The sequence below is a fragment of the Aeromonas simiae genome (genome assembly GCF_000820125.1).
Taxonomy (GTDB): Bacteria; Pseudomonadota; Gammaproteobacteria; order Enterobacterales; family Aeromonadaceae; genus Aeromonas; species Aeromonas simiae.
Genome location: NZ_CDBY01000070.1, coordinates 1 through 12,690, shown reverse-complemented (window position 1 = coordinate 12,690; position 12,690 = coordinate 1). Strand labels below are relative to the sequence as shown.

Below are 12,690 nucleotides of genomic sequence, written 5' to 3'. Positions count from 1 at the left end.
GATTGTCTAATCGTAACAATCGGGACTGTCTGTGACAATCAGGATACCTCAGTGCCATAGTCCTTGAGAAACTCAAACAGGCTGTAGCCTTTCTGGAATTGGACTTTGCTTTTGGCCATGATCTCACACCTCGATAACTGTACGTAAGATCAGTATAGTTCGTTGTGACTGCTAATCATGGGTAATCAGGTACCTGTATCCCTGTATCCGCACCAGGGCGGGATCGCACTTTGTTAACAAATTTTGAACTGGCAAATCGTCTGTGATCTAATCGCTCCCCTGGTCCAGAGGAGCTCAAGTCATGGACGTGGTGTTTGGTGAGGATGCGTCCCGGATAGCCATGGAGGATGCCGTGGAGAATATGGCCCTGTTTCGACGCTTCGTGATGAACATTATCACTCAGAGTCAATGTGACGCGCCAAGCCAGCCAGGGCGAGAGCACACTAACCTAAAAAATGAACAATTAGGTCAAAACGCCAGCCATTCGTATAAATGCCACTCATACCTCGAAGTAAAACTGAGTGCTATTTACTCACCGGTTGGGTGTTTTATGATCGAAAGTCATATTTGTTACTTGATTTAACAAAGTATGCTCCCGCCCTGCCAAGCCAGCGAAACAAGTTGAAAAGAGCGGGCTGGAACGATGATTATCGGGCACAGTTATTCTTTGGTTGAAAATCAAGCAAAGTGCGCTCCCGCCCTGGTATCCGCACTAAATGGCGTTTGTATAGAACTCTTCGTGATCAAGTTCGGTTAGGTGCGAGATGCCAAGTTCAACTCGAGCTTTATCTCCTATGGCTTTGGCATTCCAAATATATTTAAACCATAGTTCCTTGCTTTCAGGCCAAATTGTGACTAGTTTTGATGAGAGGTCCATTGCTGAGTGGAGATCTCCAGATTTAATATGGTGATCACGAATATCAAGTAATTCTTTTTGGCTTGTGTCTACGTTCGAAAAGACTCTTCTGTCAGCCATATAACTACATGCTATTCTGTGAAGCTTAGGTGCTAGTTTTTTATTGATTGTTGCTTCAAGGGTTAAGCTAAGCAGTTTGAATTCAAAATCAAAGAACTGGAAAATTGATGCGTACTCATTTGTCTTTGTAATATTGTTATACGCATTATAATATTTAGAGCCGCTCCAGTTTAATGACTTCTCAGTTGAGAATTTGCTATTATTTATGCTACTAACTCTCCCCAGAGGGTCTCTATTTAGAGACATGTGAATTCCACACTCAGGGCGTAATTGAAAATCAGGAGAAATAGATATATTTTTTCTAGACATGATTTCATAAAGGACATACTCATCGTTGACCTTGGTCAGATCAAGATCTGAGATATCCGGAATCGGGTAATAGTCATCGTACTTACAAAAATGGAGTCCCGATAGCCTAGGGTATGGAGTGCTTAAGCTTGACTCTCTTAAAATATTGCTGAAAGGGATATCGTATTCATTCATCAAAGCTAGGTGAGTTTGCATCACATCATCTAGAATGAGTAAATCTATATCTCCAATATATATATATTGAGACTTAAAGCTAGGCTTCTCAATAAATCTTATTGTATTTGGGATTATGTTAACTTTAGAGTTTATCGACTGCATAAATGAAAAACGCTCACCGAATAGGCTCCGTAACACTCCAATACCGGATATATTTTCGGCCAAAAATTCATCAAGCTCTTCAAAAAAAATCTCTACAGTGGCGTGGTTATTTGTAGATAGAGCAAAAAAAGTATAAGGTAATGCAAACATACTATATCTTTTGTCTGCGTATGAGATAATATTTAGCTTGTGCATTTTATATTTCCTTGATAGCTGTAACAAAAGCTATAGGTATTGGTGGATATAAAATCTGGCTCAGTGAAGATAAATCGGTCCAATGTTTAGCCGTATCTATTTGTGATGTGCTGGCCTTGCTACGACTTATGTCAGATTTCATAACTATTACTATTTAGGTGAAATTAACTATATTTATTTAGAGTGTTCCGCGATCAATTTCCTGAAATTTTCTCGAAAAACCGCAGTTCAGATAGTGCCGCTTTCCTTACGCTAAACTCTTGAGACTTATCAATAGCAGCGTTAATCATTTTCCTTCTTGCAATTTTTGGCATTTCAAAAAACTGGATAATATTGGCAGCCACTTCGTCTTCATTGTGCATGTTATGCACAAAGGTGTTTATGCCATGTTCTGCATATTCGTAGCCACCACCAACAGCAGGAATTACCGGGACACAACCACATGCCATCGCTTCCAGGCTGGTTCTGCCAAATGCCTGAAAATCTGAGGCATCCAAAAACATGCCACTGCCGCGAAGCAAGCTGGCGACTTGTACCCGTTTCAATACACCATGATTGGTAAACTCAAAATCGCGTACGACATTGGAGGATTCCAACTCGTCATTAGTACAACCGAAGATATCAACCGAAAGCTGTGGCAGTGTTTTTTTAACGGCTCTGAGGATCCGCATAGTGCGATATGGTGCCCGTCTGGGAGACTTGGGTCTAACCATGGCCGACAGTCTGAGCTTGTTGTAATCTAAATTGGGAAAATAGACTGAGTGGTCTATGCTGGGCTCTACTTTAGCCACTTTTACACCATGGTTTTTATAGACAATATTTTGTTGCCACTGGGTTTTTGTAAATATGTTTAAGCCAGGTATTGCTGTATAACTGTCATAAGCTTCCTGCCACAGTGGGCTGCCCTTCTCCGAGAAGAGTGGTTCATAGTCCTGCACATAATAAGCAGGAATAACACTGGGTTTAAGCTTTTTGATAGCCTTTAGTATTTTTACTGAGGTAAAAATGGTTGCAACAACAATTGAACCTTCTGCAATGTTGGCGGCCAAATCTGTTTCGTTTTTGAATTCAATAAAACGACCGACAACCAATGGCATATCTGCATAGTTGACTTTCATGGACATCATGTTTCCGCTGTTTATCGCAACGTGAACATCTATGCCCATAGATATCATTTCGTTTGCCTCTTGAATGACGGAGTGTGCGCCACCACCACCGCCACCTACAGGGAGAATAAATACAACTTTCATTTACATTCCTTAAACTTCATAAAGAGGAGCGATCGTTTGACGTGCCTTTACTAAAACGTCATGATTGTAAAGTTTTTTAGAGACAAGTCCCCAGTTGTAGTCTGGGTGTTTTTTCTTCAAAGCAACGCTGCCTTTCTCGGAAAGTTCCGTTCTGGTGTCGTGCCCAAAACTTTTTGACTTATGATGGTATACATAACTATTCGGGCATACTAATAGACGATATCCATTCGCAATTAATCGCGCACAAAGGTCGTTCTCTTCTCCATAGCCCTTTGGAAAAGCAATTTCGTCTAGCTTTCCGACCTCAAAAAATAACTCTCTTTTGATTAACTGACAAAAGCCATTTAATACCCCGGCGTCGGCAAATTCATATTGCCGATTTAAGTTAAGCTGGAAGGCAATATCATTTGGTGTCAGACCGGCTGGTATCAGGTTGAAGTCCCATCCACCATTCTTTGAGAGAACATTAGGTACAGACTGCCAACTTGCAGCGTTCCCAAGAGGGCCAATAATGGCAACCTTGTCTTCAGTTGTCCCTTCCAGAAGATTCTCAAGCCAAAATGGTGTTACCACAGTATCGCTATTTAACAACAAGACCCACTCTGACACTGCTAGTTCAAAGCCTTTATTAACGTTAGCGGTGTAACCTACATTCTGTTCTTGATGGTGCACAGAGATAAAATCGTATTTATCGGCATATTCATCAAGCACATCGGATATTCCATCGGTAGAGCAATCGTCAACTAGTAAGATTCTATATGCTATATTAGTGTGTTTGATTATTGATTCTAAACACTCAATCACAAACTCTTTTGCATTATATACAGGAATCACGATGTCAACTGGTGAGTACTTTGACTTTTTCACATTAACGGTATCGGTCTTCACCTCTGTTGGATTTCTTTTTAATACATCGTAGTATCCGGCTATGATATCAAGTTGAGAGGCGATGACCGGGTCTTCAATAGCAGAGAATATTTCTTCTTTTTTGAACGACGTTTGTTGATGTAATGACACGCTAAAGTCAGCTGCTTGATTGTTCGCATTAAACTCTACTGCTAGTCGATATTCATGATAATCAGAAGTCGTGTTGATTAAATCGCAAATAGAGTTGTAATCCAAAATGAATATCCATTCATATCTATCATTTTCTAGCTTTTGACATGATAGACGCAATTTGTTTAGTATTTTTTCTTGTGCTCCTTTCGCATAAATATATACTGATTTAATTAGCTTGTTGCAGTCACCCGTTGCAGTAATTTTTCCCTGCATAGGCATGCTTTTGATATTTTTCAGATCAAGAGAGTATACGATCCTGGAGTACCCTAACAGTTTGCCTATATTGATGCTGATTCCTGAGTCACTCTTGGCTGCGATAAACTCCGATTTATTACCGTTCTTAGCCTCATATATAACACCAGGAGCAATCAAATTTTTTCTTCGTAGTTTTATGAATTCTCGAGGTAATTTACAGTTGGATAGACTACTGTTAATTATAGAAATACTCTCTTGATTGGTTTTTAATTTTTCGAACTTTGGTTTCAAAACTAGAATTTTTTCATTCGAATTTTTAACTAACAAACCACCCAAGTCTATATATGATGAACTGTCAATATATAGAGTCAATACAATAGATGATGCACCTTCGATTAAATCAAAATTGAAACATGATAAGGGTGTAGTGTAAGTGTTCCACCCTGGAGATATCTCCAATCTGGAACTTGCTGTTACTATTTGTTCGTTATCCAGTAGCTCAACCAGAACTTGTGCTGCCTTGTTGGTATTGAGTATCAACTCGATAATATCATTAGAATAAATCCCTTGGACAAGGCTCTGCCCGATAGCAATAGTTTTTTGCTTGCTTGTTTTGGCATTCGATATTCGATAGAAAAATTCCGAACAAATTGATTTTTCATATTCGCTCGACGGCACTAATTGGATGTTAAGCCCATCATCCAATCTTGAACTTTGATTTTTACTGATAGATTTGTTATAGAAATTAATGAAATATGGGTCTTTGTTTTTTATATTATCATTACCTAACAGAGCTCTGCTAAAAAGCACTTTATCCTGACCAACGTAAACTGCAACATCTAATTTTTCGTAGTCGCTAGATTCAAATTCTACGTCGAATGCAGCAATCCCGTTAGCAATTCCGTGTGCTTGCAAGTCATCTCTGAAGGATAGCTCAGGGAGTTCTAATGACAATTCATTTACCTTCAAGGTAATAGGTGTCACTATAGGCATCTTATTAGATAAAGCAACCCACCCTCTGACTTTGTTTTTTGTGACCTCATCAATAGAACCTATATAACCGAGAGGTGTTTCTTCTCGAGCCTTATCGTCTAGTTTAGACTTTAATTTATTTACGAGACTTTTAATTCTTTTCATTAGCTTAATTGTCCGATGATGATTTTCGATGTGTGTTTTTTATAGTGAATACGAATTGATGGCGCTGTTCCCGTTACGTATTGATGAGTCGATTGACACCACAAAACAACCATGAACGGGCTGTGTTTGGCTCCTGACAGACAACACGGATGATGTAAAATCTCAGTTCGAGTTCGTCTCTGTTGAACGGCTTGCCACCCACTTCCCTAATCGCTGCGACTATAAACGACCTCTTTCACAGCCCTTAAAAATCGCGGGGTTTCGTAATCTTGCCCTGACCACAGAGCAGGGCGGGATCGCACTTTGTTAACAAATTTTGAACTGGCAGATCGTCTGTGATCTAATCGCTCCCCTAGTCCAGAGGAGCTCAAGTCATGACACTCATTGAACATCTCACTCTCGTTGAAGAAACCCGTTCTGATATCAACCGCAAGCATGATTTGGTGGACGTGATGTTCCTCGTCATCAGCGCCATCATGGCCGGTGCTGAGGGCTGGCGTGATATCCAGACCTTCGGCGACTCGAAAGCCGATTGGTTGCGCTTATATCGACCCTTTACTCATGGCATTCCGCGTCGTCATACCATCGCTCGCATCCTACGGACCATCGTCGTCGAGTCCTTGCTGTGGCGCTGCGTATTCCGGTGAAGTTGAACAGTGATTCCGGAGTCAGTGAACACCATTTCCGGAAAGGACGCTGAAGGGGTGTAGTCGAGCAGAAGCTGAGCTTTGAGGAGAGGCATCTTTTCGACTCGCCGAACAAGCTAGCAGCCAAGCGCAGCGCGGCAGTTGTTAACCTATGGGGTTGGATCTTGTCCCTTCATTCGACACTAGAACACGGGTTCTGAGCTGTCCGGAATCGGTGTACACGTAAGCCGGAATCAGCGTTCATTTTAAACCGGAATAGGTGTTCATTTTCGACCGGAATATGCAGGCGCGCCAAGCCAGCGAAACAAGTTGAAAAGAGCGGGCTGGGACGATGATTATCGGGCACAGTTATTCTTTGGTTGAAAATCAAGCAAAGTGCGCTCCCGCCCTGGACCACAGAGCGCTTCGCTTCAGAAGGTTAAAAGCCAAGATTTTTTGCTTTTGCTGTTCTTCTGCTTTTCTTCGTGGACCTTCGTGTCCTTCGTGGTCGATAGTTTTTTTCAAGAGCATTCTCCACGAAGCGCTCGTTGCACTCGCTTCACGGCGTGTTTTGCCAGGGGCGATTGCAGGCCGCCGGTGATGGAGATAATGCGATCGCCAATATTTTGCAGTGACCGGATCAGTTTTAATATCTCATCGGTTTCACCACTGTTGGAGATCATATCTTGCATCACCCTATCAATCCTGATGCTCACGCAATGTAGCCAATCCCATCACCACCAAGCCATAAAACAGGCAAAGCAATACGCCAACCGTGGTCAGATTATAGAGACGACGTGGATATTCAGCCTCTTCCGCCAATGTCGGGCGCGTGACAACTAATAAGTGTTTAAGTTTGCGATAGGCTTCTACGCGGGTTTGCTCCAGACTGATAAGGCCCGTTTTGTAGAGATCGGCAGCCAGAGTGGCCTGAGTTTGCAGATCCATATATTGGGCGGTGATTTCGTTCATCGCCTCAGGCGCCACTTGATTGTCAGCACCGGCATCATGAGTGGTCAATTTCGCCTTTTCCTGTTTCAGTTGCTTGCTTAACGCACCAACACGACTTTGCACCGATACCACCGCAGGTGCGCTCTCTTTCATATAACTGCGCAATTGCTTAAGTTCTGCCTGCTGGCGCACCAGTTCAGCTTCAATTTCACTGACCACACCAAGGCGGGCAGTGCTGGTTGATTCAGGGCTGATCAGCTGATAACTATTTTGAAACGCCAGCACCTTGGCTTTCTCTGCCTGCAAAAGTTGATGAGAACGGTTAACCTCTTGTTCGACAAACGCGAGCTGATCCATGGCGACCTGATGGCCCAGTTTGTTGATAAATCCTTCCGCTTCTTTCAGCATTAAGCTGACTACCTGCTGGCCATATATAGGATCAAAAGCCTGAAGTTCGATACTTAATACCCCGGAGAGTTCATCAAGACGCAAGATCAGATGATCACGGTAATATTCCAGAAACTCTTCGCGGGTGGCCTCCCCCGATAAACGCGAGAAGAAGTCGGCATCATGGCTTTGGTAGTGCGCTTTAAGCGCCAATTCGCGGTCGAGCTTGGCCAGCAGATCCCAGGAATGCAGGTACTCTTGTACCAGCAATACGTCCTGATGATTGCTACCACCCAGCCCCAACATAGACAGGGCATCTGGCAACATTTTAATCTGGTCGGCCTGCTTGATAATGATGTCGCTTCGGCTGACATAACGGTCTGTAGCAACGCCGCCAAAATAGATCGATGCCACGACAAAACAGGCGACCACCCATAAAAAGCTACCCAGTTTCAGACTCTGTTGCCATGAACGATGAGCGATTTTATAACCGCTGGAATCAATAAAGAAACGCTTCGGCTCTTTGCCAAGCTTGCGTATTTTGCGTACAAAGCGTGATGACTTTTCTGTTCTGATAGGTTGTGTCATGTTTGATTGTGCTTATTATAGATTTTGATAAATACGGATCGCATCGTCGATATTGTCGAATATTTCCAGTTGACCGTTGCGCAACAATATCCCCATATCACACTGCTGACGCAGGTTCTTCATATCGTGCGACACCATAATCAGGCTGGCGGTTTCACGTTTTTGGTTAAAGACGTCGATGCACTTCTGCTTAAAGCGAGCATCGCCCACCGAGGTGATCTCGTCGGTGAGGTAGATATCAAAGTCAAAGGCCATACTGACGGCGAATGAAAACTTCGATCTCATACCACTGGAATAACTCTTGATGGGCAGCTCGAAGTGTTGGCCTATTTCGGCAAACTCCTTGACCCACTCTTCGATGGCACGGGTATCGCGCACGCCGTGAATGCGGCAGACAAAACGGGTATTTTCACGCCCCGTCATGCTGCCCTGAAAGCCTCCCCCCAGCGCCAGCGGCCAGGAGACCCGACATTGACGGGTGACTTTGCCTCTGCTTGGCGTATCCATGCCGCCCAGCAGCCTGAGCAGGGTGGATTTGCCCGCGCCATTGGCGCCGAGAATGCCGATGTTGCGCTGGCGCGGCAGGGTGATATTGACATCGCGCAGCACATAGTTGCGACCAAACCTGGTCGGATAATATTTCGAAACGTTTTCCAGAATAAGCATAATATCAGTGCTCAACATCAGGCCGGTTAACTGGCAATCAGGCGCCGGTGGGTCAATCGATAACAGCTCATGGCAAAGGTGAGCAATACCAGTGTGATAGCGGCAAAATAAGTCCAGCTGGCAGTGGGGCTGCTGTAGCCAGCAAGCCAGCCGCTGCGGATCAGCTCGATGGCATGCACCAGCGGATTCCACAAAAACCAGTGTTGATATTGTTGGGGAATGCTCGCTAGGGGGTACATGACACAGGAGATAAACATCAACGGCATCATCAGCAGACCGAGAAACTTTTTTGCCTCTTCCACCAGGGTGCCTACCACGCAAAAGATGATGCCAAGGGCAAATGAAAAGACCATCAGGAGCTGATAGCCCAAGATCACCTGCAAGGGGTCGGCAGGAATGGCATCAAAACCAAACCACAGCAGTCCCAGTATCAGAATGCTGCCGACCAGCAAACCGATGGTGACCTCCAGCAGAAAGCGGGCAATGAAGGTAGCAAAGGGTGTGACCTGCCGGTAACAGAACAGCCCCATATTGGCGCTGACAGCCGATTGCAACTTGCCGACCACATTTTTAAAGAAGATAAAGGGCAGATAGCTGGCCGTGATAAACAACGGAGCCGGCGCCCCGCCAAATCCGCTGTGGCCCCGCAATCCGAAAATCAGGCTGAATGCACCTATCATGAGCAAGGGGTCGAGCAACGCCCAGACATAACCCAGCCGATAACTGCCAAAACGGGTCTTCAGCTCACGGATCAGCAGGCCAAAGGTGACATCGCGTAATACCTGAAAGGCACTGCGCGGGGCGGGGCGGTGTAACGTTGTTTGCATAGTGTCGTCTATTACCGGGAGACCGGTGAATGACGCCATTCACCGGCCTTGCTCGAGATGGAAAGGGATCAATCGATAGCAACGTTGGCCGCCACGGCGATCTGATAGATGATTTGGGTAATATCCTTGACCGATTGCATGGTTTTGCTGTCAACCTTGGGCAACACTAGGATTTGATCACCGGGCTGGACACTCCCCTTATCTTTAAACTCCACCAATCCGGTGGCATGCACCACGGCAATCCGCTGGTCATTCGCACGCTCGGTGAATCCGCCCGCCCAAGCCACGTAGTCATCGAGCGTCGCATTGGCGTTATAGACCACGGCCTGTGGCATCAAGACTTCCCCACCGACTTGAATCAGGTCCGTTCTGTTCGGGATAACAATCTGGTCACCCTGTTCCAGCTGAATGTTCGCAACAATCCCTTTGTCTGCGACCACCACCTTGCCAAGAGGCTGGATTTTTCTGGCCTTCTCGACAAAGCGCATCACCAGTTCTGCCTCTTTGGCACGGATCGCCGCTTCACCATCCGAGCTGGCGGGCGCAGTAAACACACTGCGCTCCAACCGGTTGAGCGACTCTTCCAACATCTCTTTTTGCCGCGCAGCGACACTCTTGCGCATCAGGTAGATGGATTGGTAATCGGCAAGCTGTGGGTCAATGGGAATATGGTTGAGCAGCTCATGCAGCTTGGTCTGCTTGCGCACTGTGAAATAGGAAGGCCCCATATAGCTACCAGCGACCTGCACATCATAAACCTGAGCATGCATGTCATCGTTGAACAAAACTTTGTCACCATCCTTAAGCTGGAGGCTGGCAAAATCCTTGTAAGGTAAATAGATGGAGAATGGACCACTTGGACGGTCACCTATCACCCCGACATGGCTCACCTTGGCAAGCGGCAGTGCATAGTTGACCAGCTCCGAGCCTAGCGTATTGCGCTGAGTCAACTCGAAACGGAATGGATTACGCACCTTGCCCGCGACATTTATCATCGGGCCCTGTGGCTCTACCAGGATGACATCCTGATCTTTAAAAGAGAGCTTGGGCATTTTGCCGTGCTGCATGAATTCATACAGATCGATTTTTTGGATGACCTGGTTCTGGCGTAATACCTTAATTTGACGATAGCTGCCGCGCTCCGAGTCGATCCCCCCTGCCCGTTTTAAAAAATAGAGCACACTGTCAGAGGATTGACCCGCATACTGGCCTGGCCGTATTACCGGGCCAGTGACAAACACACTCACGGGAGTTGTTGTCAGCAGGTTGACGTAGATATTGACATTATTTGTAAAAACATCGCCAATCCTGCTGGTCACCAGATTATTGACTTGGCTGGCAGGTACATTCTTGACATTTATCGGGCCCACATCAGGAATGAAAATATTGCCTTGATTATCTACCGTCACTACATTTGAAAAATTGACGGCCCCCCAGATCCAGATATTCAGCTTGTCGCCTGGTGCAATCAGATAATTGTCATTCAAGCCATCGCTGCGTTCGGTTTCATAGCCACCGGCGAACAGGTTGGCGCCATAAGGCGGCGGCAATCCGGCCTCGGCTTGGGGCAGCAGTTGGCGCACATCGCTTTCACCGGGCAATAGCATCCCCTGATGATTTTGCTGGGTGAAACTGCCGGTGGTGGCGTTGCGATTGGCTTCGCCACTCAACGATGGTGCGCCACCGAGCTGGGGTCCGGCACCAATAGCCGGAGGTGCCGACAGGTTATAGCCAAACGACTGTCCACCCGCTTGCGCCGGATCGGATTTATTATTCGCCGCAAGGGTCAATGGAGCCATCCCGAGCAGGGCCAGGGTCACCACCAGTTGGCGGGGAAGGGAGCTTTTCAATGCGGGATCCTCAATTCGATTCGACAACTTGCAAACTGTTAACCGGAAGCTGTTCCAGTTGCGGGATCAGATACCACTGATCCGCCCGCTGGCAGGCTATGCGCTTTTCGCTGCGGCTGGACGCGCCGTTAGAGAGCGAGCGCTGAAACAGCAATTCCCGACAGGCATGGCCGAGGGCCGACGTATAGACAGGCCCCGGCGTGAAGGTTCCGTTCGTAACGGCAACGCTATTGCCCTGTTGCAGGGAATTAAGCACCTGCTGTTGCTCGGCGGGAAGAGCAATGAGTCCATCGGTAGCGGTCTGATTAACCAGCGGGATTGATGCTGCGACCTGCTTGGGTTCACTGGCGCAGCCGCCAAGCAAAATGGCCAGCGAGAGGGCCAGGCACTGAGTTGCATGGTTCATGGTTGAGTGATTTCCGTGTGTATAACGAGCACAAAATTGAACCTGTCAGGAGAAGTCTCGCGCTGAGTGTGACCCGACAGGATTGAATGATAATTCGTTGGAGAGTTGGCAAGCGATGTAACTGTTTATTTTTTATGATTTTTTGCAGCATAGCTATTTTACACCATAGCTACCGCACAGCGCTGCACAGGACAGTTCTGCAATCATCAATAATTGTCGATGCTTAAGATCGATAGAATACTAGGGATGCACATCGAATTGTTCCGGCGCAATTCAGTTAACCTGAAACAAATCAGTTGTTTATCCAAATGTACGTCGTCCTTGAGCACCAATATGCTGACCATTTATCTGATAAGAAAGGGTATGTTCAGAAGAGAATGGTGCATGGATTCGTGTCGCCAATGGTAAACCGCCTAAGCTGAATACAACCTGTTAGGCTGTTCATGATTTGAACATTTCCCTCTTGAATTCGGAACGTGTCAACCTCACTTGAGTGTATGAGCAATTAGTGCTTAACCTGCCCACCGGCAACCAACTGGCCTTTCCTGCAACCTTATCTCCCGCTCGCTTGCAGCAATTCCTGATGGCGCTGTCGGCATGACGCCGCGGGGGGATATCTATCTGGTGACCGGCGTGACTGACATGCGCAAGTCGATCGATGGTCTGGCTATGATCGTCAGTGACGTGCTGGCGCTGGATCCGATGAGTCAGGCCTGGTTTATCTTCTGCAATCGACCCCGGGGCAAACTCAAGATCCCACGCATGGCGATAGTAACCGATTGAACCTAACAATGTCCAGAATGACCTCCGGTCAAATCAGGGGGTTGGTCACGAAATGGTCACGGTTTGGTCACGGTCACGAACATCAAGCGGGCGTTTCAAATTGCAGATATGAAAAAAAGCCCAACCTGTTCAACAGGTTGGGCTTTCTATTTAGTGGCGGAGCGGAC

Annotated in this window: 10 protein-coding genes and 2 pseudogenes; 3 read left to right on the top strand and 9 right to left on the bottom strand. The window is 46.2% G+C overall.

All coding sequences use genetic code 11. The annotated features are described in order from the left end of the window. Positions 1-298 precede the first annotated feature (298 nt). Positions 299-427, top strand: a pseudogene (locus tag BN1134_RS19765) (ISAs1 family transposase); the annotation flags it as partial. 285 nt (positions 428-712) lie between these two features. Here the strand turns inward: BN1134_RS19765 and BN1134_RS15060 are convergent. The 3 genes from BN1134_RS15060 to BN1134_RS19380 all read right to left on the bottom strand — a co-directional run bounded on the left by BN1134_RS15060 (position 713) and on the right by BN1134_RS19380 (position 5,439). Further along, positions 713-1,798 carry a hypothetical protein gene (locus tag BN1134_RS15060; RefSeq protein WP_042048218.1) on the bottom strand — a complete coding sequence of 362 codons (1,086 nt, stop codon included), beginning with the start codon at positions 1,796-1,798 and terminating at the stop codon, positions 713-715. Between the two features lie 194 nt (positions 1,799-1,992). After that, positions 1,993-3,048 carry a glycosyltransferase gene (locus BN1134_RS15055; RefSeq protein WP_042048217.1) on the bottom strand — a complete coding sequence of 352 codons (1,056 nt, stop codon included), beginning with the start codon at positions 3,046-3,048 and terminating at the stop codon, positions 1,993-1,995. A 9-nt stretch (positions 3,049-3,057) separates the two neighbouring features. Then, positions 3,058-5,439 (bottom strand): glycosyltransferase family 2 protein, encoded by a 2,382-nt coding sequence (locus BN1134_RS19380; RefSeq protein ID WP_084214825.1) that lies wholly within the window; start codon positions 5,437-5,439, stop codon positions 3,058-3,060. A gap of 374 nt (positions 5,440-5,813) precedes the next feature. Here BN1134_RS19380 and BN1134_RS15050 point away from each other — a divergent pair. After that, positions 5,814-6,065, top strand: a pseudogene (locus BN1134_RS15050) (transposase family protein); the annotation flags it as partial. 521 nt (positions 6,066-6,586) lie between these two features. On the opposite strand, the gene BN1134_RS19760 reads toward BN1134_RS15050, so the two are convergent. The 6 genes from BN1134_RS19760 to BN1134_RS15025 form a co-directional block, all read right to left on the bottom strand. Further along, positions 6,587-6,757 (bottom strand): SIS domain-containing protein, encoded by a 171-nt coding sequence (locus BN1134_RS19760; protein ID WP_156991822.1) that lies wholly within the window; start codon positions 6,755-6,757, stop codon positions 6,587-6,589. A 7-nt stretch (positions 6,758-6,764) separates the two neighbouring features. Further along, positions 6,765-7,991, bottom strand: coding sequence for a sugar transporter (locus BN1134_RS15045; protein WP_042048215.1), 1,227 nt, complete (start codon positions 7,989-7,991; stop codon positions 6,765-6,767). Positions 7,992-8,006: 15 nt separating this feature from the next. Beyond that, positions 8,007-8,657, bottom strand: a complete 651-nt coding sequence (locus BN1134_RS15040; RefSeq protein ID WP_042048214.1) for an ABC transporter ATP-binding protein — start codon at positions 8,655-8,657, stop codon at positions 8,007-8,009. Positions 8,658-8,683: 26 nt separating this feature from the next. Then, positions 8,684-9,484, bottom strand: coding sequence for an ABC transporter permease (locus tag BN1134_RS15035; protein ID WP_042048213.1), 801 nt, complete (start codon positions 9,482-9,484; stop codon positions 8,684-8,686). Positions 9,485-9,552: 68 nt separating this feature from the next. Beyond that, positions 9,553-11,334, bottom strand: a complete 1,782-nt coding sequence (locus tag BN1134_RS15030; RefSeq protein WP_232300659.1) for a polysaccharide biosynthesis/export family protein — start codon at positions 11,332-11,334, stop codon at positions 9,553-9,555. Positions 11,335-11,344: 10 nt separating this feature from the next. After that, complete coding sequence (locus BN1134_RS15025; RefSeq protein ID WP_042048212.1) at positions 11,345-11,740, bottom strand: hypothetical protein; 396 nt, start codon at positions 11,738-11,740, stop codon at positions 11,345-11,347. A 597-nt stretch (positions 11,741-12,337) separates the two neighbouring features. Here BN1134_RS15025 and tnpB point away from each other — a divergent pair. Further along, positions 12,338-12,523, top strand: a complete 186-nt coding sequence (tnpB, locus tag BN1134_RS15020) for an IS66 family insertion sequence element accessory protein TnpB (RefSeq protein WP_156991820.1) — start codon at positions 12,338-12,340, stop codon at positions 12,521-12,523. Positions 12,524-12,690 lie beyond the last annotated feature (167 nt).